This window comes from Jiella sonneratiae (genome assembly GCF_017353515.1).
Classification (GTDB): Bacteria; Pseudomonadota; Alphaproteobacteria; order Rhizobiales; family Rhizobiaceae; genus Jiella; species Jiella sonneratiae.
Map to the genome: position 1 here is coordinate 60,942 of NZ_JAFMPY010000022.1, position 25,839 is coordinate 86,780.

Annotated in this window: 25 protein-coding genes; 10 read left to right on the plus strand and 15 right to left on the minus strand. The window is 68.2% G+C overall.

What is annotated here, in order from left to right; translation table 11 throughout:
• Nucleotides 1-55: 55 nt before the first annotated feature.
• From J1C47_RS17985 to chpT, 4 genes are all read right to left on the minus strand, one after another.
• Complete coding sequence (locus J1C47_RS17985; RefSeq protein ID WP_207352169.1) at nucleotides 56-325, minus strand: hypothetical protein; 270 nt, start codon at nucleotides 323-325, stop codon at nucleotides 56-58.
• Nucleotides 322-1,122: a hypothetical protein gene (locus J1C47_RS17990; protein WP_207352170.1), complete on the minus strand. Its 801-nt coding sequence runs from the start codon at nucleotides 1,120-1,122 to the stop codon at nucleotides 322-324. The genes J1C47_RS17985 and J1C47_RS17990 overlap by 4 nt, the downstream gene beginning before the upstream one ends.
• 347 nt (nucleotides 1,123-1,469) lie before the next feature.
• On the minus strand, nucleotides 1,470-1,850 hold the full coding sequence (locus J1C47_RS17995) for a response regulator (RefSeq protein ID WP_207352171.1): 381 nt from the start codon (nucleotides 1,848-1,850) through the stop codon (nucleotides 1,470-1,472).
• A 230-nt stretch (nucleotides 1,851-2,080) separates the two neighbouring features.
• Nucleotides 2,081-2,743 carry a histidine phosphotransferase ChpT gene (gene chpT / locus J1C47_RS18000; protein WP_207352172.1) on the minus strand — a complete coding sequence of 221 codons (663 nt, stop codon included), beginning with the start codon at nucleotides 2,741-2,743 and terminating at the stop codon, nucleotides 2,081-2,083.
• Nucleotides 2,744-3,048: 305 nt separating this feature from the next.
• On the opposite strand from chpT, the gene J1C47_RS18005 reads away from it, so the two are divergent.
• Nucleotides 3,049-3,639 (plus strand): DUF1134 domain-containing protein, encoded by a 591-nt coding sequence (locus J1C47_RS18005; RefSeq protein ID WP_207352173.1) that lies wholly within the window; start codon nucleotides 3,049-3,051, stop codon nucleotides 3,637-3,639.
• A 220-nt stretch (nucleotides 3,640-3,859) separates the two neighbouring features.
• Nucleotides 3,860-5,299: a coiled-coil domain-containing protein gene (locus J1C47_RS18010; RefSeq protein ID WP_207352174.1), complete on the plus strand. Its 1,440-nt coding sequence runs from the start codon at nucleotides 3,860-3,862 to the stop codon at nucleotides 5,297-5,299.
• Here J1C47_RS18010 and J1C47_RS18015 read toward each other — a convergent pair.
• Nucleotides 5,284-6,162: a TrmH family RNA methyltransferase gene (locus J1C47_RS18015; RefSeq protein ID WP_207352175.1), complete on the minus strand. Its 879-nt coding sequence runs from the start codon at nucleotides 6,160-6,162 to the stop codon at nucleotides 5,284-5,286. The two genes, J1C47_RS18010 and J1C47_RS18015, sit on opposite strands and share 16 nt — an antisense overlap.
• Nucleotides 6,163-6,499: 337 nt before the next feature.
• Here J1C47_RS18015 and hisA point away from each other — a divergent pair, with 337 nt between their 5' ends.
• Together hisA and mbfA are read left to right on the plus strand one after the other, a co-directional pair.
• Nucleotides 6,500-7,237, plus strand: a complete 738-nt coding sequence (hisA, locus tag J1C47_RS18020; protein ID WP_207352176.1) for a 1-(5-phosphoribosyl)-5-[(5-phosphoribosylamino)methylideneamino]imidazole-4-carboxamide isomerase — start codon at nucleotides 6,500-6,502, stop codon at nucleotides 7,235-7,237.
• A 190-nt stretch (nucleotides 7,238-7,427) separates the two neighbouring features.
• Entirely contained in the window at nucleotides 7,428-8,420 is a 993-nt protein-coding gene (gene mbfA, locus J1C47_RS18025; protein WP_207352177.1) for an iron exporter MbfA, read from the plus strand.
• 88 nt (nucleotides 8,421-8,508) lie between these two features.
• Here the strand turns inward: mbfA and ctrA are convergent, their stop codons facing one another.
• Nucleotides 8,509-9,198, minus strand: coding sequence for a response regulator transcription factor CtrA (gene ctrA / locus J1C47_RS18030; RefSeq protein ID WP_207352178.1), 690 nt, complete (start codon nucleotides 9,196-9,198; stop codon nucleotides 8,509-8,511).
• Nucleotides 9,199-9,559: 361 nt separating this feature from the next.
• Here ctrA and J1C47_RS18035 point away from each other — a divergent pair, with 361 nt between their 5' ends.
• Nucleotides 9,560-9,928 (plus strand): flagellar export protein FliJ, encoded by a 369-nt coding sequence (locus J1C47_RS18035; protein ID WP_207352179.1) that lies wholly within the window; start codon nucleotides 9,560-9,562, stop codon nucleotides 9,926-9,928.
• Nucleotides 9,929-10,212: 284 nt separating this feature from the next.
• Entirely contained in the window at nucleotides 10,213-11,061 is an 849-nt protein-coding gene (locus J1C47_RS18040; RefSeq protein ID WP_207352180.1) for a DUF7683 domain-containing protein, read from the plus strand.
• A 189-nt stretch (nucleotides 11,062-11,250) separates the two neighbouring features.
• Here the strand turns inward: J1C47_RS18040 and J1C47_RS18045 are convergent, their stop codons facing one another.
• The 7 genes from J1C47_RS18045 to J1C47_RS18075 all read right to left on the minus strand — a co-directional run bounded on the left by J1C47_RS18045 (nucleotide 11,251) and on the right by J1C47_RS18075 (nucleotide 21,516).
• Nucleotides 11,251-13,971, minus strand: coding sequence for a nitrate reductase (locus tag J1C47_RS18045; protein WP_207352181.1), 2,721 nt, complete (start codon nucleotides 13,969-13,971; stop codon nucleotides 11,251-11,253).
• Nucleotides 13,972-14,332: 361 nt separating this feature from the next.
• Nucleotides 14,333-14,788, minus strand: coding sequence for a cyanase (gene cynS, locus J1C47_RS18050; RefSeq protein ID WP_207352182.1), 456 nt, complete (start codon nucleotides 14,786-14,788; stop codon nucleotides 14,333-14,335).
• Nucleotides 14,789-14,819: 31 nt separating this feature from the next.
• A complete protein-coding gene (locus tag J1C47_RS18055; protein WP_207352183.1) occupies nucleotides 14,820-16,724 on the minus strand; it encodes a bifunctional protein-serine/threonine kinase/phosphatase in 1,905 nt (634 codons plus the stop codon).
• A gap of 28 nt (nucleotides 16,725-16,752) precedes the next feature.
• The gene (locus J1C47_RS18060; RefSeq protein ID WP_207352184.1) at nucleotides 16,753-17,598 is read right to left on the minus strand and encodes a formate/nitrite transporter family protein; all 846 of its coding nucleotides are present in this window, start codon (nucleotides 17,596-17,598) and stop codon (nucleotides 16,753-16,755) included.
• A gap of 170 nt (nucleotides 17,599-17,768) precedes the next feature.
• Entirely contained in the window at nucleotides 17,769-18,119 is a 351-nt protein-coding gene (nirD, locus tag J1C47_RS18065) for a nitrite reductase small subunit NirD (protein ID WP_207352185.1), read from the minus strand.
• On the minus strand, nucleotides 18,116-20,566 hold the full coding sequence (gene nirB / locus J1C47_RS18070; protein WP_207352217.1) for a nitrite reductase large subunit NirB: 2,451 nt from the start codon (nucleotides 20,564-20,566) through the stop codon (nucleotides 18,116-18,118). Before nirB ends, nirD begins: the two co-directional genes overlap by 4 nt.
• An 8-nt stretch (nucleotides 20,567-20,574) precedes the next feature.
• Complete coding sequence (locus J1C47_RS18075) at nucleotides 20,575-21,516, minus strand: GAF domain-containing protein (RefSeq protein ID WP_207352186.1); 942 nt, start codon at nucleotides 21,514-21,516, stop codon at nucleotides 20,575-20,577.
• A gap of 113 nt (nucleotides 21,517-21,629) precedes the next feature.
• On the opposite strand from J1C47_RS18075, the gene J1C47_RS18080 reads away from it, so the two are divergent.
• The 4 genes from J1C47_RS18080 to J1C47_RS18095 all read left to right on the plus strand — a co-directional run bounded on the left by J1C47_RS18080 (nucleotide 21,630) and on the right by J1C47_RS18095 (nucleotide 22,857).
• Nucleotides 21,630-21,923 (plus strand): BrnT family toxin, encoded by a 294-nt coding sequence (locus tag J1C47_RS18080; RefSeq protein WP_207352187.1) that lies wholly within the window; start codon nucleotides 21,630-21,632, stop codon nucleotides 21,921-21,923.
• Nucleotides 21,886-22,182, plus strand: coding sequence for a hypothetical protein (locus tag J1C47_RS18085; protein ID WP_207352188.1), 297 nt, complete (start codon nucleotides 21,886-21,888; stop codon nucleotides 22,180-22,182). The genes J1C47_RS18080 and J1C47_RS18085 overlap by 38 nt, the downstream gene beginning before the upstream one ends.
• 86 nt (nucleotides 22,183-22,268) lie before the next feature.
• On the plus strand, nucleotides 22,269-22,589 hold the full coding sequence (locus tag J1C47_RS18090; RefSeq protein WP_207352189.1) for a BrnT family toxin: 321 nt from the start codon (nucleotides 22,269-22,271) through the stop codon (nucleotides 22,587-22,589).
• A complete protein-coding gene (locus J1C47_RS18095; RefSeq protein WP_207352190.1) occupies nucleotides 22,570-22,857 on the plus strand; it encodes a BrnA antitoxin family protein in 288 nt (95 codons plus the stop codon). Before J1C47_RS18090 ends, J1C47_RS18095 begins: the two co-directional genes overlap by 20 nt.
• A gap of 55 nt (nucleotides 22,858-22,912) precedes the next feature.
• Here J1C47_RS18095 and J1C47_RS18100 read toward each other — a convergent pair whose 3' ends face one another.
• Together J1C47_RS18100 and J1C47_RS18105 are read right to left on the minus strand one after the other, a co-directional pair.
• Nucleotides 22,913-24,691: an ABC transporter ATP-binding protein gene (locus J1C47_RS18100; protein WP_207352191.1), complete on the minus strand. Its 1,779-nt coding sequence runs from the start codon at nucleotides 24,689-24,691 to the stop codon at nucleotides 22,913-22,915.
• Between the two features lie 23 nt (nucleotides 24,692-24,714).
• Complete coding sequence (locus J1C47_RS18105; protein WP_207352192.1) at nucleotides 24,715-25,809, minus strand: ABC transporter permease; 1,095 nt, start codon at nucleotides 25,807-25,809, stop codon at nucleotides 24,715-24,717.
• Nucleotides 25,810-25,839: the final 30 nt, after the last annotated feature.

Consider the following 25,839-nt stretch of genomic DNA (forward strand, 5'->3'; position numbering starts at 1 on the left):
GGAGACGGCCTTCGGCCTATGGGCGGCTGCAGCCGTTCATGAGTGTCGCTGAATATCAATCGTCGGCACTCAGAGGGCGGACATGCCACAATCGGCTGGGAGCGAGCGCTTCCACAGGTGTCGGCTCGATTGTCCTGCTCTTTTGAAGCATCCTTCTCTTGATGGGGTCCGGTTCCCGAAGGTCGGGTCTTCCGGTCATTCCCAATCGAGCCAAGGCAAGATCTGCCGCTTTGATGAAGGCTGGGTCGTCGCCGGCCGGCGGAATGCGGTCGAGAAGTTCGGCGTTGCGCCGTGCCTCGCTGATCGTCCTGTAGCGCTCGTTCATCTTTGCAGCGTCCTTCGCGCGTAATTTTCGTAGATCTCGAGAGAAGTAGGGTCTCTCAGGTCGAAACTCCCGCACCAATCCGCCAGGATCTCGAGGAGGAGGACGCGGCCAAGCGGGCGCAAGATCGCTTCGCCTCCGCTCGTCCGCTCCCTGCTCGGAACCGGCTCTTCCCAGGACGCGATTTCGCGGACGATCTTCGGATCGTCGGAGTCGAGGGCCGCTTCGTAATATCTGTAGTTTTCGTCGGACAGGGAGGAGCGGGCCTTGGCAAGGCGATCACGGATTTCCGGCCTCAGCCGATAGCGCCACCCGGTGTTGTCGGGAAGGAACCCGGCCCTGATCCATGCGTATCTGCCGATGTCTTGAGCTTCGATATCGATGCGTTCGATGCGCATTCGCAGCGCCATGTCGAACAGGTCGCCCATCAGATGGCGGCCGATACCCTGACCTTGGGACCTTTCGGGAATCACCATCTCCCGCGCATGAAAGGCTTTGCCTCGAAGATCCAGGCCACGCTCCGTCCACCAGGCCTCACCGGGATCACCGAGCGAACCCACGACCTTGACGACGAAGCTGTCGCTTTCGGGAGAGATCCCGAAATAGGTCACGGATCGGTCGCCGTGGACACTTTTCGTCAGAACGTCCGCAAACTCGTCAGGGTAGAGGCCGTGGGGTTCGAAGATGTGCTCGCGCCACCAGTCCTTGGCTTCGTCGGACCATTGCGGAACGAATGTCAGCCTGTTGTCGCCCTTGAATCTGTCGACGTCGAAGTCCCGCTCGGGGTTCCATCTGCTCATATGGCGTCATGGACCTCTGCAGCCACCGGTTACGCCGGCCACTCTTATGCGCATTTGGGCATGAAACGACAGAATGCGGAAGCCTCGTCGCCGGACCGTGACGATGGGACCGCGCCGGCAAGGACGAACAGACGAGGAGGTTTTCCGGCCCTTATTCGCGCAGGCCTCGGATCTTTGGTGTCCGGTTGTGCGGGTTCGGGCGACCGGCGGATTTGAGGGCGGCAGGGGGGACCGGTGATCGCCCGGTGCGGGCTGCCCGGCAAGACGACGGGGGAGCAACGTCCAGAAACGGGCCGCAAGGCCAGTTCAGGGTTTCGGTGATTTCGGTGGCGGTCCGGCTGCCGGTATCAGGCGAGGATCGTCTCCGGCTCGAGATAACGCGCGAGGCTCGCCTCGAGGGCGGCGCGGTCGAAGGGCTTGTAGACGTAGCTTTCGAAGCCGGCCCGCTTCAGCCGGGTCATCAGGCCGAGATTGGCCTCGACGATCATCGCGACGACGTGCATGGCGCTGCCGCAGCGTTCGCGGATCGCCTTGATCTCGTCGACGATCGTCTTGTCCTGGGCGCTGACGCCGACGACCATGAGGTCCGGCGCGCCGTGACTGTCGATCCAGTCGAGGACCTGCGAGGGCTTTTCCAGCGTGTCGACGTCGACGCCCTCGCGACTGAGCAGCCTGAAGGCGATCTTGCGGATCACCGGGGCCTCGTCGATGACCAGACAGGTCTTCATGGGTTCTGCCTTTCGATTCGGCTTCGGCGGTCGACGTCCTGCGGAAAAACGGGCCGCGGCAACGCGCCGGGCCGGCGCCTTGGCGGCCCCGTCGTGGCCAAAGCCCACGACGCCGCGGTCGCCTTGCAACGCAACGTAACGTAACGACCCTGTCGAAAGGTTGAGAAAATTGGTCAATCGCCGGTAAATCCGGCCGCAGCCGCCGGCGGGCGGCCCGTCGCCCCGGCCGTTCAGCCGGCAGCTTCCGCGGGCCCTTCCGCAGGCTTCGGCGCGATCTTGAAGACGACCCGTTCGGCGGTCTTCTCGTAGGTGACGGAAAGGCCGGATTCCTCGGCGAGGAACAGCGTGTAGTAGGGCTGGATCGCCTGGGCGTCCAACGCCTCCTCGCCATTGGTGCCGTCGAGCATCGCGACGAGGCGCGCCTGCAGGCGGATCCGCTCGCCCGTCGCCGAGATGCTGGCGGAGAACGGTTCGATCTTCTCGATGACGACCTTCACCTCGCCGCCGCGACTGATCGAGGCGCTGGCCATGACCACGAGATTGAGGACGATCTTGGCGCAGTTCTTCGGCACGAAGCCCGGCTCGCCCTCCCAGACGAGGCTCGGCTTCTCGTGCTCCATGTAGCCGGCCGCGACGGTCTTGGCGTCGTTGAGGTCGATCGCCGCGGTCTGCGAGCCGGCGGCGCCGAAGGCGATGCGGGCGAACTGCAGCTTGGCGACGGCCGATTTCAGCGACGAGCGCACCAGCTCCATCGATTCCTTGTCGCCTGGCATGTCGTCGAGGAGTTCCAGCCCGCTCTGGATGCCGAAGACCGGCGAGATGATGTCGTGGCAGAGGCGGCTCGCCAGGAGCGCCGCGAGGTCCGCGGCTGAAATCGAGGGCAGGCTGGTCATGGTCGAACCGTCCGCGCGCTGGTCGTCTGTTCTGGTCGAGGCGAATCATCGCCCGGTTTTCGCGTCGACCATGATTCCTGGGGGACGGGCCGTCAACCGACTGGAGCGGCGCGTCGTCCCGGGCAAGCCGGGCGCCGCGCCCGGCGGGGCGCTGCGACCGCCCGGGGCGAAGCCTGGCGGAAAAGCGCGCCGTCTCCGCCCGTCATTAGGCTTTCGGAAACCACGATCGGATCAAATTGCGCACAAGCGCGAAATTTGACCGCGTTTGTCGCCGAAACGATCACTCCTCGCGAAAGGAATGGATCATGCGCCCGATCGCCCGAATGCTTCGCACCGTCCTTGCCGCCGCCTCCATCGGCCTTCTCGCCGCCGCCGCCCTGCCGGTCCCGCCGGCGGCCGCCCAGGTCGCCCAGGAGGGCTATACGATGGACGAGGTGGTCTCTACCGGCCACCGCTTCTTCGGCTCCACCTCCGGCGGCCTCGCCCAGCTCATCGAGCGGGCCTTCCAGACCTACGGCCTGCCGAACGGCTACATCCTCGGCCAGGAGGCCTCCGGCGCCTTCTTCGGCGGCCTGCGCTTCGGCGAGGGCACGCTGTTCACCAAGAATGCCGGTCAGCGCAAGATCTTCTGGCAGGGCCCGTCGCTCGGCTTCGACGTCGGCGGCGACGGCGCGCGGACGATGATGCTGGTCTACAACCTGCCCAGCGTCGACGCGGTCTACGGCCGCTTCGGCGGCCTGTCGGGCAGCGCCTATCTCGTCGGCGGCGTCGGCATGACGGTGCTGGCCCGCGACAATGTGCTGCTGGTGCCGGTGAAGACCGGCGTCGGCGCCCGCCTCGGCCTCAATCTCGGCTATCTGAAGCTGACGCCGATGCCGACCTGGAACCCCTTCTGAGACCCCGCCGCCGCGGTCTCGCGATGAGCATTTCGGGCCGGTCTGCGGCAGGCGGCAGGACCGCAGTCGGCATGCCCCCGTCGGCATGCGGCACCCGGCCGTGCGTGACGAATTCACCATAGGAACTTGCATTTATCGTCACATGCGCAGCCGGGGCGCGCATTGACCGGCCGAATGATCTATATGTCGGGTCGAAGGACGTAGAGCCCCCGGAACCCTGATGATCGCCACCGCCCTGACCTTCGTGTTCGGCTTCCTGACGGCAACGCTGATCGCGCTCGTCGTCTCGCCGCTGTTCTGGTCACGGTCCCGTCGCCTCGCGCTGCGCGAATATCGCGCGACCATCCCCGCCTCTGTGCGGGAGGTCCGCGCCAGCCTGGATCACGTGCGGGCCGAGGCGGCCGTCACCGCGCGCCGCCGCGAGATGCTGGCCGAAGCCGAGATCGAAAAGGCCGCGCGCGCCCGCGCCGAAGCCGGCCGCGTCGCCGGCGAGAACGCCGAACTGCGGGCCCGCAACACCGCGCTCGCCGAAACGCTCAACGCCACGACGGCCGATCTCGCCGAGGCCGGCGAGCAGCTTTCGCTGCGCGACGCCGAGATCGAGGAACTCGAGAGCGAGCTGCGTTCCGTCGGCAACGACCTCGAACTGCGGACCGACGAGCTCGAGGCCCTGAGCGACCGCTTCCGCGATCTCGGCGCCATCGCCGACGAGCGCCGGGCGACGATCGAGGAGCAGGACGTTCGCATCGAGGAACTGTCGGATGCGGTCCGCGAGGCCGAGCGCGAGCGCCGCGAGACCGGCAGCGCGCTGGAGCGCCTGCGCGGCGAGGTGGCCTCGCTCGAGGCCCATCTCGCCAAGGAGAAGAACGCCGTCAAGCGACTGGACGACAAGGTCTCCCGCCTGACCGGCCAGGTCTCCGACCGGGACGACCAGATCGCCCGGCTGCTCGGCGAAGCGGCGAGCGCGGCGGCCGTCGCGCGCCACGGCCCGGCGCCTGCCGGCCACGCGGTCCGCACGGTCGCGAACGCCGATCAGGAGGTCTCGGAGGGCGGCGAGCCGCCCGCCGGGAGCCGCCTGAGGCTGCGTCCGGCCGTCCGCCCGTCCTTCGGACGCCGGCCCGATGAGTCGGGCGGCGGGGAGGAGAGTTCGGAAGACGAGGACGCTGCGGAGGCAAGGCCTGCCCGCGCGGCCGCGCCCGCCGCCAGACGGGCCCCGGCCGCCGCCCAGCGGCAGGCAGTCGGGATGGAGGCGAGAACCGCCGCCAATGCTGCCGAAACGACGGCCGCTGCGAAGGCGGCCGCTGCCGGGCCGGACGGCAGGGGCGCCGAGAAGGTGGCGCCGCCGCCGCCTTCCGCCGAAAGGCCGGCGACCCACGAGAAGGAGCAGCCGTCCTCCCTCGCCGCGAGCCTCGGCCTGCCGGAGCGGCCGGAATTTTCCGAGGCGCTCGGCGACGGCGAACTGCGCGAGAAGCTCGGCGAACTCGCCGCGCAGGTCATCGCGCTGTCGGCCGACAGGGACGGGCCGCGCTCGCCGCTCGACGCGATCCTCGACGCCGAGACGACCATCGCGATGCCCGGCCGCCGCGACGCCACCAAGCCGTCGCTGGCCGACCGCGCGCGGCGTCTGCGCCGGGAGGCGCGCGATCACGCGGCCGAATAGAGCCGCGCCAGCACGATCGCGGCGGCCGTCGCGACGTTGAGGCTGTCGATCCCCGGCGCCATCTCGATCCGGACGGTTTCGGCGCGCCGCATCAGCCGCTCCGGCAGACCGCCTCCTTCGCTGCCGAGGACGAGGGCGAGGCCGGGTTTTCCGGTCATTTCGGCGAGCCGTCTCCGGCCGCGGGGCGACAGGGCCAGCGGATGGTGGCCGGAGGCTTCGAGCCTCTCGACGATCGCGTCTGCCGGGGCGCCGTGATGGAACGGCAGCGTCAGCGACGTGCCGACGGCGACGCGGATCGCCTTGCGATAGAGCGGATGGCAGGAGGTCGCGTCGAGAACGACGCCGGAGGCGCCGAAGGCCGCGGCGTTGCGGAAGATCGCCCCGACATTGTCGTGATTGGCAAGGCCGATGGCGACGACGAGGGGGCCGCCTTTCCGGCGCGAGCTTTCGAGAAACCCCTGAAGATCGCGCGGCTCCCCGGCATCCCGATCCGTATCCGCCCCGGTCCCGCCGGGCGCGTCGCCTGCGCGCCGGTCCATTGCATGGGCGAGAACGCCGCGGTGGACGGCAAAGCCCGCCACCTGATCCATCACCGGCCGTTCGGCGACGTAGATCGGCACGTCCGGCGGCACGCGCGACAGGCGGGCGTCGAGGCCGGCGACGCGGCTCTTCAGGAGGAACAGGCTGGTCGGCCGGAAGCGCGTCGATCGCAGGAGATGATCGAGCACCACGGTGCCTTCGGCGATGAAGCCGCCGCGTGCGACGAGATCGCGGTCCCGGATGTCGCGATAGTCGGCGACGCGCGGGTCTCCGGGATCGGCGATCCCGACGATGCGGGCGGCGAGGGAGGGCGAAACGGGCATTGGGCTTTGTAGGGCATGCAGGCTGCGGAAAGAAAGGCGACGGTCGAGACCTCGTCCAATCCCCCTCTGCCTCCTGAGCCGGTCGAAAGGCGGCATCTTCTCCGCAAGGGGGAGGTCTGGCGGCAGAGGGGGAGGCTGCTTTTTCCGGAGACGTCGTGCGAGGGCTGTCGGCGATCCGGATGCGCTGCGGGAGGCCGGGATCGATCTTCCCCCTTGCGGCGAAGATGCCCGGCAGGGCAGAGGGAGGCGAGAGGCGCCGACGTTCGACCGGTGACGAGCGAATGCGCTCGTCGCCGCGGCGCCAGAAACGTGCTGCACCTCATTGAAAGGCGAGACCTTGATCCTTTTTCCCGCGATCGACCTCAAGGACGGCGCCTGCGTGCGGCTCAAGCTCGGCCTGATGGACGAGGCGACGGTCTACAACGCCGATCCGGCCGGCCAGGCAGGAGCCTTCCGGGACGTCGGCTTCACCCATCTCCACGTCGTCGACCTCAACGGCGCCTTCGCCGGCAGGGCGATGAACGAGCCGGCGGTGGAGGCGATCCTCGCTGCGGTCGGCTCCGCCATGAAGGTGCAGCTCGGCGGCGGCATCCGGACCATGGCCGACATCGAGCGCTGGCTGGAGAAGGGGCTTTCCCGCGTGATTCTCGGCACGGTCGCGGTCCGCGACCCCGATCTCGTCCGGGCGGCCGCCGGCCGGTTTCCCGGTCAAATCGCCGTCGGCATCGACGCCAAGGGCGGCAAGGTCGCGGTGGAGGGCTGGGCGGAGACCTCGGAGCTTTCGGCCGTCGATCTCGCCCGCCGCTTCGAGGACGCAGGGGTTTCGGCCATCGTCTACACCGACATCGACCGCGACGGCATTCTCGCCGGTATCAACTGGGAATCGACCATCGCCCTCGCCGAGGCGGTTGCGGTCCCGGTCATCGCCTCCGGCGGCCTCGCCTCGATCGCCGACGTCGAGAGGATGACGCAGCCGGATGCCCGGCGGCTGGAAGGCGCGATCTCGGGCAGGGCGCTCTATGACGGCCGGCTCGATGCGGCAGAGGCGCTGCGGGTGCTGGCCGGAAAGGGCTGAGACGGGTGCCGGCGCTGCGTCCCTTGTCCCTGGCTGGCAGGTGCATCGGCTGCAGGAGAGTGCGCGCGGCTTGATATCTGGCGCGCCCGGTGGGCTGACATTCGCCGCGTGAGCACTTAGATTGGAATTATTCCAATCTACTGCCGCCGGCCGCCCATGCTCGGGCGCCGGCCGTCGCCGCGAGGTCGCCATGCTCTCCTTCGCCCCGTTCTCCCTCTTGTCCGGCCGCCGCCGCTTCGCTGACCTCTCCGAGCGCGAGATCCTCGCTCTGGCGGTCTCGGCGGAGGAGGACGACGGGCGGATCTATGCGACCTATGCCGACCGGCTGGAGGCGGACTTCCCCGCCTCCGCGACGATCTTTCGCGAAATGGCGAAGGAGGAGGACGGGCATCGCCGCGCGCTGATCGCCGAGCACGAGCGCCGCTTCGGCCCGACGATCCCGCTGATCCGCCGCGAGCACGTCGCCGACTACGTCGCGCGCCAGCCGAACTGGGTGGTCGAAAATCTCGGCCTCGACCGCATCAGAGCCGAGGCCGAGCGGATGGAGGCCGACGCGGCGCGCTTCTACGAGATGGCGGCGCAGCGCACGGGCGACGCCGGCACGCGCCGGCTGCTCGGCGATCTCGCCGCGGCGGAACGCCGGCACGAGCACCGGGCCGAGGAACTGGCCGAGGCGGCGCTCGGGGGGAACGAGCGGGAGGAGGAGGACCGGACGGCCCGGCGCCGGATGATCCTGACATGGGTGCAGCCGGGCCTTGCTGGGCTTATGGACGGTTCGGTCTCGACGCTGGCGCCGATCTTCGCCACGGCGTTTGCGACGCGCGATCCCCACACGACGCTGCTCGTCGGCCTCGCGGCGGCCGTCGGCGCCGGCATCTCCATGGGCTTCACCGAGGCGGCCCACGACGACGGCAAGCTCTCCGGCCGCGGCTCGCCGATCAAGCGCGGCCTCGCCTCGGGGGTGATGACGGCGCTCGGCGGCCTCGGGCACGCGCTTCCCTATCTCATACCGGAATTCTGGACCGCGACGGGCATCGCCTTCGCCGTCGTCTTCCTGGAGCTCTGGGCGATCGTCTGGATCCAGCACCGCTTCATGGAGACGCCGGTGGTGCGGGCGACGGTGCAGGTCGTGGTCGGCGGGGCGCTGGTGCTCGCCGCCGGCAGTTTGATCGGCGGCGGCTGACGGTCGGGTTGCAGGCGCGAACACGAAGACGCCGCGGATCCCGCCGGATCCGCGGCGTCTTCGTGTTCGCAGCCGGGCCGGCCTCGTCTCAGGCGGCGGCTTCCTCGGGCTCGCGCAGCACGTAGCCGCGGCCCCAGACCGTCTCGATGTAGTTCTTGCCGTCTGCGGCCGTCGCCAGCTTCTTGCGCAGCTTGCAGATGAAGACGTCGATGATCTTCAGCTCCGGCTCGTCCATGCCGCCGTAGAGATGGTTGAGGAACATCTCCTTGGTCAGCGTCGTGCCCTTGCGCAGCGACAGGAGCTCGAGCATCGCATATTCCTTGCCGGTCAGATGCACCCGCTGGCCGCTGACCTCGACGGTCTTGGCGTCGAGATTGACCGTCAGGTCGCCGGTATGGATGACCGACTGGGCGTGGCCCTTGGAGCGTCGGACGATGGCGTGGATGCGGGCGACGAGCTCGTCCTTGTGGAAGGGCTTGGTCATGTAGTCGTCGGCGCCGAAGCCGAGGCCGCGCACCTTGTCCTCGATGCCGGCCATGCCGGAGAGGATCAGGATCGGCGTCTTGACCTTGGAGAGGCGGAGCGTGCGCAGCACCTCGTATCCGGACATGTCGGGCAGGTTGAGATCGAGGAGGATCAGGTCGTAGTCGTAGAGCTTGCCGAGATCGACGCCTTCCTCGCCGAGATCGGTCGTGTAGACGTTGAAGCTCTCAGACTTCAGCATCAACTCGATGCTCTGGGCGACCGCGCTGTCGTCTTCGATCAAAAGAACGCGCATCAGAAAGTCCTCTCAGCCAGCCGAGCCGAACCCGGGCAATTCGGCAAAGCGTTTTTTGTCATCGTTTGGCCCAAACTGGCACTGAATGGTTAACAAATCCTCCTGGCCCGTCATGGACCCAGGCCGCGAGCGGCTCGCGGTCTGAACGGGGGGATCCGGCATCGATGCCGCTCCACGATCCTTGCGTCGCCAAGCGACATCGGCGTGGTTCGGTTTACCCTGCCTTAAACCCTCGGCCCTATGATTAACCGTGCGCGTAAACAGACGGTTAAGGGCATAGGCCACGAGCCTTGTCCGAAGCCTTATTGCGCCGAGTTCCAAAGGCCCCGGCTCGCCGAGGCCCCGAGTTGAGGGTGTGTGCATGAAACGCGACAACATGGTGCGTCTGACGCGCTTTAAGGTTCTGGAGAAGCGCCGCCAGGTCGAACAGCTCGAACTCATGCTGGAAGATTTCTCGCGCATGGCCGGCGAGCTCGATGCGCAGATTCTCAACGAGGAGAAAAAGTCGGGGATTACCGACGTCAACCACTTCGCCTATTCCACCTTCGCCAAGGCGGCGCGGCTGCGGCGCGACAACCTGCAGAACTCGGCCAAGGACCTGAAGGTGCAGATCAATGCGGCGCGGCTGTCGCTCGAGGAGGCCGAGGCCGAGCTCGAGAATGCCGAGAAGATCGAGCAGCGCGACGGTCTGCGCGACGAACCGGAGCCGCGGCGCTCGGCGATCGCCTGAGGCCGTATACCCGGCGAGGTCGTCTCGCGGAAAGCCGCTCCGGAGCCCCGAGCCGGCGCGGGCGCGAACGCCGCGCCCGGATTAAGACCGACAGCCCCGGCCGTTGCCAGCCGAGGGCTTCAGGCTGCCGCCTCGAAGGAAACGGTCAGCGGCAGACGGTCTTGTCGCCGAGGACGATCTTGCGGCCGTCGTGCGGTTCGCAGCGCTTCACCGGCTCGTCGAAGCATCCGCGCCCGATCGCGGCTTCGTGGCGTCCTTATCGACGCATCGCGGAGCCATTGCCGTTGCCCGAAGGTCGACGGCCGGGTACCCTCTGGTCGCGTCGCGCCGAGCGCGAGGGTTCGACGGACTTCGGGGCGCCCTTCACGTTGTTCACCTACAGGATCACGAAATACGACCCGAGCCGCCGGGACGCTTCCGGCGCCTTCACCGAGCCGGACTGGACCTCCATGAGCGACGTCGGAAAGGCGATCCGGGGTGAAGTTCTGTCGCCCGAGCGTTATCTCGCGACCGAAGACAGTTACGTCGCGTACATCCTCTGGTTCTTCGACAGGCCGGGCCTCGCGCATCTGCGCATGACCGGCGTCGAGACCGCCAATCTCGGCGAGAACCTGAAGAAATCGATGCGGGATCCGAAGACCTTCGATCCGAGGTTCCTGACCATCGCGCCGGAAGAAGACGGGATCCTGCTTCGGGCGGACATCGCGGCGGTTTGCCGGATGGTCCTGCGGGAAATCTTCTGGTGCAGGCTCGAGGTCGCCGAGCGGTTCTTCGTCCATTTCGGCTGGGACTATTACGTCTATGTCGGCTCGCCGGTGCCATGGGACGGCTCGGCGGACATCCATCCGATCCCCCTCTTCGTGGGGGAATGTCCGTCTCCCCACGGTCGCCCGGCGGACAGGGTGCCGGAATTTCATCTGTCGGTCTTCGACAAGATCACCGGCACCTGTCTCGGCGACATCCCCGTCGATGGATCGAGCCTCGAGAAGGTGCGCCGTGTTCTGGGTGTCTCCGCCGAGCATCCGGCCTACGGCATCTTTGACCTCGACGGCGACCGGCGCATTCGCTTCGAAGCGGAGTTCGACATGGCGCTGGACGGTGACCGGTTCTGCTACGAACTCAACGCCACCTGATCTGCGGCCGGCCGAGCATGGTCCCGGAACGCGGGAACCGGTTCGGAAAGATCATGCGCATGCGAAGAGAGAGCATGTTGACGAGTGGCGCTCGTCCCGTCCTGCGCCGGCAAAACGGTTCCGCGTTCACGGAATCGACGGTTCGACGGCTATCCGGCGGCCACGGGCCCTCGTCCGGGGTGAGCCCCGTCAGGCCGTGTCCTTCAGCGCGACGCGCGTGACGATCTCGCGGATCTCGCCGCGGCAGGAGCCGCAATTGCTGCCGGCCCGCAACAGGCGGCCGATCTCCTCGACACTCGTCGCCCGCCCGGAGACGACCGCCGCGGCGATCTCGTTGACCCCGACGGCAAAGCAGGAACAGACGATGGCGCCGGGGTCCGGCCGGTCGGCGCCGCCGCGGCCGGCGAGCAGGCGGAAGCGTTCGCGGCCGGCATGCGCCTGCGCCAGATGCCCGGCGGCCCAGACCCGCGAGACCGCGACGGGCGTGCGCGAGAGATAGAGCGCGGCGACGAGCCGGTCGCCCTCGAACGCCGCAAAGCGATGAGATCCGCCGCTGCCGTCGTGATAGGCGAGGACGCCTTCGGCCGGCACGCCGGCGAGCCGTTCCAGAAGGCGGGCCGGGGCATCGAGTTCGGCGCGTCCCGCCATCTCCATCCGCCACCCGCCGTCCGCCCGCGCCAGCGCGAAATAGTCGAGGCCGGCGGTCTCAGGCCGGTGTGCGGTGACGGCGAAGCCGTACCAGGCCGCCGGAAAGCGCGTCACCTCGACATCGGTCGCCTTGAGCCCCGGCTGGCCGGAGACGGGGTCGGTGCGCGGCGCGACCACCGCGTCGATGCGGCCCTTCGCTGCGGTCTCGCCGGTCCAGTGCATCGGCGCGAAGACCGTGCCGGGGCGCTGCCTGTCGCTGACGAGGACGCGCAGGAGCGCATCCCCATAGGGCGAGGCGACGCGGGCGAGATCTGCTTCGGCGAGAGAAAGACGGGCGGCGTCGCCGGGATGGATCTCGAGAAACGGCTCGGCGATATGGGCCGACAGCCGCGCCGACAGCCCGGTGCGGGTCATCGTGTGCCAGTGGTCGCGCACCCGGCCGGTGTTGAGGACGAGCCGCCCCTGCCGTTCCGCGGCGCCGCTCTCCGAGCAGGCGTCCGGGGCCGGCCGCGTTTTCGGCCGCGCCGCGACCGGCGTCGGGACGAAGCGGGCGCGTCGGTCGGCGTGGAAGAAGCCGCCCGCGGCGAAGAAGCGCGTGTCGGGCCGCGGGCCGGGCCGGCCGGGGCCCGCCGGCTGCGGCCACTGTGTCGGCGCGAGGCCGTCGTAGCCGGCCTCGCCGAGGCCCGCGAGGCCGGCGATGTCGAAGTCGCGGGTCCCGGCGTTCTCGAAGCCGGAGAGCCTTGCATGTTCGTCGAAGATCTCGCCGGGACCGGCATAGGCGAAGGCCGCGCCGAAGCCCATGCGCCGGGCCACCTCGCAGACCATCCACCAGTCGGGCTTCGCCTCACCCGGAAGCGGCAGGAAGGAGCGCTGGCGCGAGATCCGCCGCTCGGAATTGGTGACGGTGCCGTCCTTCTCGCCCCAGGCCGCGGCGGGAAGCGCCACCTGTGCATACTTGAGAGTATCGGTGCGGGCGACGACGTCGGAGACGACGACGAAGGGGCAGGCGGAAAGGGCCTTGGCGACGGCATCGGCGTCCGGCATCGACACGACCGGGTTGGTTCCGGCGATCCAGATCGCCCTGATCCGTCCGTCGGCGACGGCCCGGAACATCTCCACCGCCTTCAGGCCGGGCCTCGCGGCGACGGCCGGCGCCTTCCAGAACCGGCGGACGAGCTCCCGATGGGCGGCGTCCTCGATCGAGAGATGCGCGGCGAGCATGTTGGCCATGCCGCCGACCTCGCGGCCGCCCATGGCGTTGGGCTGGCCGGTGACCGAGAACGGCCCGGCGCCCGGCCGGCCGATGCGGCCGGTGGCGAGATGGCAGTTGACGATGGCGTTGACCTTGTCGGTGCCGCTGGTCGACTGGTTGACGCCCTGGCTGTAGACCGTGACGGTCCTGTCGGTCGCGGCGAAGAGCTCGTAGAAGCGGCGGATCGCGGCGGGATCGAGACCCGTGTCGGCCGCGACCCGCGCGACGTCGAGCGCCTCGGCGGCACCGAGCGCATCGACGAGCCCGCCGGTATGGGCCGCGACGTAGCGTTCGTCGACCGCGCCGACGGCGTCCAGATGGCGGAGCAGGCCGGCGAACAGCGCCACGTCGCCGTCGCCGGCGATCGGAAGGTGCAGGTCGGCGAAGTCGGCGGTCATCGTCCGGCGCGGGTCGATCACGACGACCCGCATGTCCGGCCGCCGCGCCTTTGCGGCGACGAGGCGCTGGTGGATCACCGGGTGGCACCAGGCGAGGTTGGAGCCCACGATGACGACGAGGTCGGCGCATTCGAGATCCTCGTAGGTGCCGGGGACGGTGTCCGAGCCGAAGGCACGGCGATGCCCGGCCACCGAGGAGGCCATGCAGAGGCGGGAATTCGTGTCGATGTTGGCCGAGCCGATGAAGCCCTTCATCAGCTTGTTGGCGACGTAGTAGTCCTCGGTGAGAAGCTGGCCGGAGACGTAGAAGGCGACGGAATCCGGCCCGTGCGCGGCGATCGTCTCGCTGAAGCGCCTGGCGACGAGGTCGAGGGCGGTGTCCCAGTCGGTTCGCGCACCGTTATGGGCGGGATGCAGCAGCCGGCCCTCGAGCTGCAGCGTCTCGCCGAGCGCCGAGCCCTTCGAACACAGCCGTCCGAAATTTGCCGGATGCTCCGGATCGCCGGCGATCGCGACGCTGCCGTCCTCGCGCGGCGTCGCCAGGACGCCGCAACCGACGCCGCAATAGGCGCAGGTGGTGCGCACGGTGGTGGCGGTGGGGGCGGCGTCCATGGGGGTGTCCTTTGCGAAGGGTTCTGAGATGTATCGGATGGTCGGGAGGTTCCGGCTTCGCGGCGAGCGCGAGTCACCCCCCTCTGGCTTTCCAGCCATCTCCCCCTCAAGGGGGGAGATCGGACCTCGTTTGACGGCATCGCCTCGCCGCTACCGCCAGTTCCAGCGCCAAATCTCAGAAGAGCCGCAAGGCAGGAAGCTTCCGATCTCCCCCCTTGAGGGGGAGATGTCCGGCAGGACAGAGGGGGGTTCAAAGCACTCCAAAGCACAGGTGCATCAAGACGAAGAGGCACCCGGAGACCGTTCAAGACAGCCTCGCCGGCCGATCGCCTCCAGCCACCACCCAACCGGGACCCGGCCCTCACCACTTCTTGTAGGGCAGGAACTTGCCGGTCATCTCGACCTTCACCCTGTCGCCCTTCGGATCCTCGACCCTCGACACGCTCATGTCGAAGTCGATGGCCGACATGATGCCGTCGCCGAACTTTTCGTGGACCATCGCCTTGAAGGACGGACCGAACACGCCGGCGATCTCGTAGAGCCGGTAGATGCAGGGATCGGTCGGGACGTCGCGGCTCCAGTCCTTGCTCGGACATTCCTGCAGTTCCTCGACGGCGGCCTGCGGCAGGTCGAGCAGCCGGCCGAGCATCTCGGCCTTGTCCTTCGGGCAGGCGCCCATCCCGGTCGCGACCATGTGGGTCCAGATCGGCGACATGCCGATCTCGGCGGCGATCGTCTCCCAGGCGAGCTTCTTGCGCTTCTTCTGGGAAATCACGAGGGCGGTGACGGCGTCGCGGTCCATGATGTCGTCGGTCATGCGGGCTCCTCTCGGTGGTGTCGGACGGGGATCATCCGCCGGCCAGAAGGCCGGCGAGAACGATGACGATGAGCGCGAGGACGGCCGAGATCGCCTGCCAGAAGCGCACCGGATGACGCATCGCGAGCGGCTCGGGCTCGCCCTCGATGAATGCCGGGTTGGGATGGGCGAGGTCGTGGACGAATTCCGCCACCTCGCCGTAGCGGCGGGCCGGATCGATCGCGAGGGCCCGGGCGAGGGCGCCTTCGACGAAATCCGGAACGTCGACGCCTTCGCCGCCCGCCGGCAGATAGGCGAGGCGGCGCTGTTCGCGCCAGGTGCGGCTCCGCGCCAAAGCGGCACCATAGGGCAGACAGCCGGTCAGCATGTGATAGGCGAGGACGCCGAGCGAGAAGACGTCGGAGCTTCGGCGGCCGACCTCGCCACGGAGCTGTTCGGGGGCAGAGAACTGCAGCGCCCCGGCCGGGCGCGCCTCCGGGGCGAAGGGCCGCGCCTCCTCGACGCCGGCAACGCGCGCCGCGCCGAAGTCGATCAGCACGGCGACGCCGTCGCGGTCGATCATGACGTTTTCCGGCCGAAGGTCCTGGTGCACCATGTCCTTGCGGTGCATTGCCTGGAGGCCGGCGGCGACGTCGCGGGCGATGCGGCGCACCTCCGCGACGGCCAACGCCGGGTTCCGGTCGAGAATGGCGCTGAGGGTCTCGCCCTCGACGAGCTCCATCGCCGTATAGAGCGCGGCCCGCGGCCGCCGCCGGCGGATCGGCTTCAGACAGTGGCGGCTCGACAGCCGGGCGGCGATCCACTCCTCCATCAGCAGGCTGCGCCGGGCGTCCATTTCCCCGCAAAGCTCCGAGGCGAGGAATTTCAGCGCCGCACTTTCGCCCGTTTCGGCGTCGCGGGCGGCGAGGACGTGGCTGCGCGGGCCGACGTGGAGCGCCCGTTCGATCAGCCAGCCGTCGAAAATTTCACCGACGCCGGGGATCGCGGCCGGCGGCGCCAGGTCGCCGCCCGCCAGCCACTCCTTCGCCTCGGCGCGGGGCAGGCTGTCGACACGGAGGATGGCGGCGGTGACGTCGTCCCGGCTGCCGGCGTCGAGCGCCGCGGCGAGGATTGCGGCCGCCGCCGCGTCGAGGTCGCCGCGAGCCGCCGCGACCAGCCCGGCAAGCCGCCCCGGCGACAGATGTTCGTGGACGCCGTCGCTGGTCAGAAGGAAGACGTCGCCCTCGCGAAGCGGGATCTCGCAGGTGTCGATCTCGACGTTCGGCCCGGTGCCGAGGGCCCGCGCCAAATAGGTCTCGACGGAGGAGACGAAGAGGCGGTGATCCTCGGTGAGGGGCTCGAAGGCCTTGCCGGAAAGCCTGCTGACGCGCGTGTCGCCGACATGGAAGAGGTGGGCCGTGCGACCTTTCAGAACGAGCGCGCTGAAGGTGGTGACGAAGCCTTTGTCGGGTTCGGCGCCGGCGGGCGAGGCCTCGGAGGCCGCGGCGCGGCGGGTCTCGCCATGGAGCCAGGCGTTGGTGGCGGCGATCACCCGGCTTGCGGACTGGCGCACGCTCCAAGCGTCGGACGTGCAGTAATAGTCGGTGAGAAAGCTCTTCACCGCGGTCTCGGCGGCGATCCGGCCGTGGCGCGAGGAGGAGATGCCGTCGGCGATCGCGATGGCGATGCCCTTGGCGGCGAGCGCCGAGCCGTCGGGCAGGACGGCGCCGTGAAAGTCCTGGTTTCCGGCTTTCGGCCCGGCCCTGGTGGCCGAGCCGAAGGTGACGGCGATCCGCTGCTCCCCGGCCTCGGCGACGTCCGGCGCCGCCTCGGCGGCAGCCGCCGCCCCGGTCGCGACGTCCGCCGCTGCTGCCGCCCCGCGTGGCGGGACCTTTCCGGCGGTCTCGCTCGAAGCCGGAAACCCCTCCTCGACGGAGCGCAGCAGCGGGCGGGTCATCGCGGCCGATCCTCGCAATCGGAACCGGTCACTCGGCCGGCTCGGCGAGCGGGCTGACCGGGCCCGCGGCGTTGCGGGCCTTCGGGGTGCCGTAGTGGGTCGAATAGAGGGTCGCCCCGACGAAGGTGATGCCGCCCACGATGTTTCCGAGGATCGTCGGGATCTCGTTGTAGAGGAAATAGTCGCCCCAGGTGAAGTTGCCGCCGAGGATGATGCCGGACGGGAACAGGAACATGTTCACGATGGAATGTTCGAAGCCGAGATAGAAGAAGACGAGGATCGGCATCCACATGGCGATGACCTTGCCCGACACCGAGGTCGACATCATCGCGGCGACGACGCCGGTCGAGACCATCCAGTTGCACATCACCGCGCGGATGAAGAGCGTCAGCATGCCGCCGAAGCCGGCCGCCGCATAGCCGAGGGTTCGGGCTTCGCCGATATGGCCGATCTTCTCGCCGACCGCGTCCGGCGCCTTGGTGAAGCCCATGGTGAAGATGATCGCCATGAACACCGCGACGGTCAGCGCGCCGGCGAAATTGCCGAGAAAGACGAGACCCCAGTTGCGGCCGAGCCCTTTGAGATCGCAGCCCGGCCGTCTGTCGAGGAGGGCGAGCGGCACCAGCGTGAAGACGCCGGTGAGGAGGTCGAAGCCGAGGAGATAGAGCATGCAGAAGCCGACGGGGAAGAGCAGCGCCCCGACCAGCGCATTGCCGGTATTGACCGTGATCGTCACGGCGAACGCCGCCGCCAGCGCCAGGATCGCGCCGGCCATGTAGGCCCTGATCAGCGTGTCCTTGGTGCCCATGAAGATCTTCGCCTCGCCGGCGTCGACCATCTTGGTCACGAATTCCTTTGGCGCGAGATATGACATTGCCTTCACCCCTGATTGAACGTCTCGATGCTGATTGCTTGACGCCGAGCGATCGCTCGACCCTTTGCGCGAACCCTGTCGGCCGCTTCCTCCGTTCGGCATTCGTGTCGTGCGGTCTCTCCCCAGCCGCCGGGAAAGCCAGGTCGTTGCCGTTGCCGGCGCGCCCCGGCCTATTCGGCCGCCTCGGGGACGCCCGCCGCCTCGGCGAGCGAAAGTTCGATGACCCGGGTGAGCGGGTCGACCCGGGTCGCGAAGACCCGCACCCGGCCGCCCTCGGGGCCCTGCATGAAGCCGGTGGCGAGTTCGATCACGGCGTTGTGGAGCGGGCAGGTGACCGAAGCGTCGTGAACGATGCCCTGCGACAGCGGCCCGCCGCGATGCGGGCACCGGTCCTCGGTGGCGAAGATCTCGTCATCGGCGGTCCTGAACACGGCGATGCGGCCGAAGGGCGAGGTCACGCAGCGCGCGCCGCGCCGGGGAATGTCGGTGAGAAGGCCGATGCGGTGCCATTCGCGGGTCATTCTGCGGCCTCCCTGTAGGAGATTTCCGCCATCGGGCGGAATTCGTGCGGGGCGACGCCGCCCGACGCCCGGTCCGCCCAGGGATCGCGCTGGGCGAAGCGCTGGGAATAGGCGAAGCGCTCGAAATAGTGGCGGCGCTTCTCGGCATCCTCGACGATCGCCGCGCGGATCGATTCCATGCCGACGCGCTTCAGCCACTTGTAGATGCGTTCGAGATAGTGGCCCTGCTCGCGATAGAGCTGGACGAGGGCGACGATCATTTCGAGCGCCTCCTCCTCGGTCTTCACCTGGGTGAGGACCTCGGTGCCCTTGATGTCGAGCCCGGCGGCGCCGGCGAAGTGGATCTCGTAGCCGGCATCGGTACAGATCACGCCGACGTCCTTGCAGGTCGCCTCCGCGCAGTTCCGCGGACAGCCGGACACCGCCATCTTCACCTTGGCGGGGGTCCAGGAGCCCCACATGAACCGCTCGATCTTCACGCCGAGGCCGGTCGAATCCTGGGTGCCGAAGCGGCACCAGTCGGTGCCGACGCAGGTCTTCACCGTCCGCAGCGCCTTGCCGTAGGCGGCGCCCGAAACCATGCCGGCGGCATTGAGATCCGCCCAGACCGCGGGGAGATCCTCCTTCTTCACGCCGAGCATGTCGATGCGCTGGCCGCCGGTGCACTTCACCGTCGGGATGCTGAACTTGTCGACGACGTCGGCGATCGCCCGCAGTTCGCTCGCCGAGGTCAGCCCGCCCCACATCCGCGGCACGACGGAATAGGTTCCGTCCTTCTGGATGTTGGCGTGGACGCGCTCGTTGATGAAGCGCGACTGGTCGTCGTCGGCATATTCGCCGGGCCAGTCGGCGAGGAGATAGTAGTTCAGCGCCGGCCGGCATTTGGCGCAGCCGCAGGAGGTCTTCCATTCGAGCTCCTGCATCACTTCGGGAATCGACTTCAGCTCCTTGGCGACGATCAGCCGGCGCACGTCGCCATGCGACAGGTCGGTGCAGGGGCACATCGGCTTGACCGCGGCCGGGTTGTAGGCGGCGCCGAGCGTCATCGCCATCAGCTGCTCGACGAGGCCGGTGCAGGTGCCGCAGGAAGCCGACGCCTTGGTATGGGCCCGGACCTCGTCCAGGGAGGTCAGTCCCTTCGCGGTGATCGCGCCGGTGATCTTGCCCTTGCAGACGCCGTTGCAGCCGCAGATCTCCGCATCATCCGGCAAGGCTGCAACGGCCGCCATAGGGTCCAGCGGCGCGGTTCCCTGATAGGACTGGCCGAAGATCAGGGTCTCGCGCATCGCCGAGACGGGAGCGCCCTCGCGGATCAGGTCGAAGAACCAGTTGGCGTCGCCGGTGTCGCCATACATCACAGCGCCGACCAGCCGGTCGTCCTCGATGACGAGGCGGCGGTAGACGCCCTGCGCCGGATCGCGCAGGACGATCTCCTCGCGCCCGTCGCCGGCGGCGAAATCGCCGGCCGAGAAGAGGTCGCAGCCGGTGACCTTGAGCTTGGTCGAGAGTTCCTTCACCGCGAAGCTGCCGGGCCGGCCGAGCAGGCAGCCCGCGAGGATCTTGGCCTGTTCGTAGAGCGGCGCCACGAGGCCGAACAGCGTGCCGTTGAATTCGACGCATTCGCCGACGGCATAGACGTCGGGATCGGAGGTGCGCATCTGCGCGTCGACGACGATGGCGCGGTTCACCGCAAGGCCCGCCGCCTTGGCCAATTCGACCGAGGGACGGATGCCGACGGCCATCACCACGAGATCGGCCGCAAGCCGGGTGCCGTCGGCAAGTTCCACCGCCTCGACCTGGTTCTCGCCGAGGATGCGCTCGGTCGAGGCCCGGGTCATCACGGAAATGCCGCGCTTTTCCAGGTCGCGCCGCAGGAGGTAGCCCGCCGCCTCGTCGAGCTGGCGATCCATCAGATGCCCGGTCAGATGCAGGACGGTGACTTCCATGCCGCGGAGCCTGAGGCCCGCTGCCGCCTCGAGGCCGAGCAGGCCGCCGCCGATGACGACCGCGCGTCCGCCGGCCCTTGCCGAGGCCTCGATCATCCGGTTCGTGTCGTCGAGGTCGCGATAGGTGATGACGCCGGGAAGATCGCGGCCCTCGACCGGAACGATGAACGGCACCGAGCCGGTGGCGACGATCAGCTTGTCGTAGGGCACCTCGCCGTTCTCGCCGACCACGACCTTGCGGGTCCGGTCGATCGCGACGACCTTCTCGCCGAAGCGGCAGACGACGCGGTTGGCGCCGTACCAGGCATCGTCGTGGGTGACGATCTCCTCGAAGCTCTTTTCGCCGGAAAGCACCGGCGACAGCATGATACGGTTGTAGTTGCCCCGCGGTTCGGCATTGAACAGCGTGACCTCGAAGGCCCCCGGATCGGTTTCGAAGAGCGTTTCCAGCACTCTTCCCGAAGCCATGCCGGCGCCGATCACGACCAGTTTCTGCATGATGGGTCCTTTCAGTAGTACCAGGCGACGACGTGGGCGAGCACCCCGTCCCGATAGAGCGGGAGGGCCACCATCGACGCGTAGCCGGCGGTCAGGAGCGCGGTGTCGGTTCTGACCAGCGGCAGGCCGGAGCCGAGGGCTTCGCCGACGGCGCCCTGCCAGGCGGCGACGCGTCGCTCGTGCTCGTCGTCCCAGAGCGGCCCTTCGCGCTGGCAGATGCCGTCGGCAAGCACCGCCTCCGTGGCGGCGCCGCTCCGTGACGACCGGACGTTCCACAATTCGAAGCGCCGGGCGATCGGCGTGCCGCGGGCCGAAAGCAGCGTCAGGACGTAGGTCCGGCGCCCCGGCACGGCGATCGGCAGGCCGAGCCCGGTGGTCAGGCCGGCCCGGCCGGCGCTGTCGGCGCGGATGAAGCGATAGCCGGAGCCGAGATCGCGCAGGAGCATCGGCGCGTTGGCCGCCCAGACGCCGCCGGGCAGGCCCTGGCCGCGGGGAAAATGCGTGTGCTGCGAAACCCACTCGAAATGCCGGGCGGCGCCGTAATAGCCGTCGTCGAGCAGGAGAAGGCCGTTCTCCTCGTGCCAGATCTCGATCGCGCCGGTGCGTTCCGCGTCGTCGCCGCACAGGACGACGACGACGGCCTTCAGATCGTTGCCGGCAAAGACCGGGATCGCCACGGCGCTGGTCAGCCCGGCGACCCGGGCAGCCTCCGCCCGCAGGAAGTATGAGCCGTCGAAGCCCTTGAGCACGACGGGCCTTGCTTCGGCCCACGCCTTGCCGGGAAGGCCTTCGCCTTTGGCGAAGCTCTGCTTCTCGGAGATGGCGGCGAAATCCGCCAGGGCACCGTAGTCGCCGCTCGACCAGACCAGCCGGCCGTCCTTCGGCACCCAGACCTCGGTCACCGCGATGAAGGGGCGCGTCGTTTCGTTCACAGTTTCCATGACGGCACTCATGCGGCTGGCCTTCGTTGGAATTGTTGCCGTTCGATCGATCGACTCGACGACGCAGGTTTGCGCCAGGCGCAAACGCTACCTGGAGTGGCAAGGATGGTCCGAGCGAGTGCGGGATGGTCGAGTACGACTGGAATGACGCCAAGCGCGCAGGCAATCTTGCCAAGCACGGGGTCGACTTTGCCGAAGTGCATCACTTCTTCTGGGACGTCGCCATCATCCGGCCGGATGACCGCAGCGACTATGGCGAGACCAGGCTTTCGGCGACGGCGCCCTTGCTGGGGCGCCTCCACGTGATGATTTACGTCGTCCGGGATGACACGATCCGGATCATCAGCCTTCGCAAGGCGAACAAGCGGGAAAGGCGCCGTTATGAAAAAGAGATGGCAAACCGAACCGATCAGCGATGAAGAAGACGCCGCCATCACCACTGCTGCGCTTTCCGACCCCGACAATCCGCCGCTCACCGACGAAGAGCTTGACCGGATGCGGCCGGCCCGCGACGTGATGCCCCGCGAATTGTTCGAAAAGCTCACCGGGACGAAGGCCGTCTTCGTACCCGAGGCGGTCGTCGCGCATTTCAAGGAGAAGTTCGGCCCCGACTGGGAGGAGGAGATGCGCGACGTCCTGCGCGCTGCCGCCGATCGCAAGGACGAGGCGGCGGAGTAGCAACGCGGGCCACCCGGGAAATTCCTCTTTCCATTGTTAAATTTCAGTTTGCGCCATAAAGTGGTTTTTGCGTGTTGGGGGCGCGTATGGCGAGTTGGGACGTCTTCGAATGGGATGAAGCCAAGCGCGCTTTGAATCGAGCAAAGCACGGCGTGGATTTCGAGTTGGCGCGTTCTCTTGACCGCGACGTGGCACTGATTCAGCCCGATTTGCGGAGGGACTACGGCGAAGACAGGTTTCAGGCGACCGGTCCGATCGGCACTCGCCTCTATGTCATGATCTACACGCTTCGCACGGACACTTCGGCTGGAAGGGATATCGTCCGGGTGATAAGTCTTCGGAAAGCAAATGACCGAGAGGTGCTGCGCTATGAAAGCGAGACCGAAATTGATTCGCCCGACGCCTGAAGAAGACGCCGAGATCACCGCAGCGGCACTTTCGGACCCGGACAATCCGCCGCTGACCGACGAGGATTGGGCCCGCATGCGGCCGGCGCGGGAGGTGATGCCGCCGTCCTTCTTCGAGCCGGTCACGGCGCCGCCCCGCCGCTTCTTCATGGCGGAGATCGAGCTGGACGTGGCGGAACATTTCAAGAAGGAGGCGGGCGACGACTGGCAGGCCCGCATCAACGACGTCCTGCGCGAGGCGATCGCCCGCAAGGAAGCCGCCGAGTAGCGCGGCCCTTGCGGCAGCGCGGGCGCCGGGCAGCCGGGCAAGAGGACCCCGCCCATCACGCTGCCTCCCGGGCCTTGGCGCCCGTCGGCGATTCTGCGTCGCGGCTTTCCGGGGTCGCCGAAGTCTCGCCGCCCGGCGCCTCGTTCGGCCGGGCGCCGCCTTCGTATTCCTCGAGGAAGCTCAGGAGCTGCTCGCGATAGAGGTAGTAGTCGGGGTGTTCGAGCAGCGCCTTGCGGCTTCTCGGGCGCGGCAGGTCGACTTTCATGATCTTGCCGATCTTCGCCTTCGGCCCGTTGGTCATCATCACCACCCGGTCGGCGAGGAGGATCGCCTCGTCGACGTCGTGGGTAACGCAGACCGCCGTCACCTGGGTCCGCTTCCAGACGTCCATCAGGACGTCCTGGAGCTCCCAGCGCGTCAGCGAGTCGAGCATGCCGAAGGGCTCGTCGAGGAGGAGCAGCTTCGGCGACAGCGCGAAGGCCCGGGCGATGCCGACCCGCTGCTTCATGCCGTTGGAAAGGTCGGCCGCCCGGCGGTGCATGGCGTCGCCGAGCCCGACACGGTGCAGGTAATGCTCGACGACGTCGCGCCGCTCGGCGGGCGTCGCGTTCGGATAGACCCGGTCGACGCCGAGGGCGACGTTTTCGCGGGCCGTCAGCCACGGCATCAGCGACGGCGCCTGGAAGACGACGGCCCGGTCCGGCCCGGCGCCCGACACTTCGCGGCCGTCGAGGACGATGCCGCCCGAGGAGATGTCGTTGAGCCCGGCGGCCATCGACAGCACCGTCGACTTGCCGCAGCCCGAATGGCCGATGAGCGAGACGAACTCGCCCTTCGCCATCTTCAGGTCGAAGCCGTCGACGACGGTCAGCGACCCCTTCGGCGTCGGATAGACCTTGCGCACCTCGAAGAACTCGACGAAGCCCCGCTCGATCGGCGAATGCGCGGCGTCGCGATAGGCCTTCGGCAGCTCGGGCGCGGGCACCCGCTTCTTCGCCTCGAGGCTGATCGGCACGACGTTCGGCAGCATCACGGGATCGCCGGCCTCGGCGCTCGCATGCCGGCCCTTCTCCATCAGGTAGTTCGTCACGTCGCGCCGCAGGCGCTTGAAGCCCTCGTTGGCGTTCATCCCGGCGCGGTCCCGCGGACGGGGCAGGTCGACGGAGAAGGAGGGCCCGAGCGTCGCGCGGGGACCGGGATCGAGAGGAATGATCCGGTCGGCGAGGAGGATCGCCTCGTCGACGTCGTTGGTGATCAGGAGAACCGTCTTCTTCTCGACTTGGCTGATCGCCGCGAATTCGTCCTGCAGCTTCGCCCGCGTGAGCGCGTCGAGCGCCGAAAGCGGTTCGTCGAGGAGGAGCACCTCCGGACTCATCGCCAGGGCTCGCGCCACCGACACCCGCTGGCGCATGCCGCCGGACAGCTCGGCCGGCTTGCGGTCGGCCGCATGGGCGAGACCGACCATCTCGACATATTTGTCGACCCGCGCCCGGCGCTCGGCCTTCGTCTCCCTGGCGAAGACGCTGTCGACGGCGAGCTGGACGTTGCCGCGGACGGTGAGCCAGGGCATCAGCGAATAGGACTGGAAGACGAGGCCGCGCTCGGGGCCGGGCCCGGTCACCTTTTCGCCGCGCATCAGCACCTCGCCGGCGTCCGGCGCGATCAGCCCGGCGAGCAGCGACATCAGCGTCGTCTTGCCGGAACCGGAGAAGCCGACGATGGCGACGAACTCGCCTTCCTTGACGCTGAGATCGACCTTGTCGAGAATCTCGGCGCGGTTTTTGCCCTCGCCATAGTGCTTGCCGATGGATTTGAGCTCGATGATCGGGGTCATGGCTGGTCTCCCTCTACGTCCGCTCAGCGTGTCGACGAGAAGGTGAAGGCGGCCTGCAGCGCGGCCATGATCCGGTCGAGGGCGAAGCCGACGATGCCGATGGTGATGACCGCGACGATGATCCGCGCCAGCGAATCCGAGGAGCCGTTCTGGAATTCGTCCCAGACGAACTTGCCGAGGCCGGGGTTCTGGGCGAGCATTTCGGCGGCGATCAGCACCATCCAGCCGACGCCGAGCGACAGGCGCAGCCCGGTGAAAATCAGCGGCATCGCGGAAGGCAGCACCAGCTTGGTGATGGTCTTGGCGGTCGAAAGCTGCAGGACCCTGCCGACGTTCACGAGGTCCTTGTCGATCGAGGCGACGCCGAGCGCGGTGTTGATCAGCGTCGGCCAGAGCGAGCAGAGCGTTACGGTGATCGCCGAGACCACCATCGACTTCGGAAAGGCTTCCGAGGCGTTCACGTAGAGGGCCGAGACGATCATCGTGACGATCGGCAGCCAGGCCAGGGGCGAGACCGGCTTGAACACCTGGATGAGCGGATTGAGCGCGCCGTTGACGGTCTTCGACAGGCCGCAGGCGATGCCGACCGGCACGGCGATGATCGTCGCCAGCAGGAAGCCGAGAAACACCGTCTCGAGGCTGGTGAGGATCTGTTCGGGATAGGTCGGGGCGCCGGTGTAGTCGCGGACCTTGACGCGGTCGGCATGGCCGGCCTCGACGAGCTTCTGGTTGCGCTCGTCCTGCCGCTCGTAGAAGGCCGTCTTGTCGGCCTCGACCCGCCGGTAGTCCGCGTAGAGGGAGCCGACCTGCTGCCACACCGCGCCGGGGCCGGGAACCGTCCCGAGCGAGGTCTGGACCTGCGGCGCGAGCGCCGCCCAGACGGCCAGGAAGCCGACGATGCCGATCAGCGGCACGAAGAGGCCCTGCCAGACGCCCTTCAGGTTGGATCGCGGGTCGTCGCCGGCCGCGATCTTCAGGATCGGCACCGCCCAGCCGAGCCCGACGGCGGTCAGCGGCCCCGTCGCGCGGGTGATGCGCAGCATGCGCTTTTCCCGCTGCAGCGTGCGCCGCTCCTGCTCTGAGAGCTCGTGGCCCATGAAATCGGAGGCGGTGCTCATCTCTCGTCGTGTCCTTGAAGGCTGCGCCGC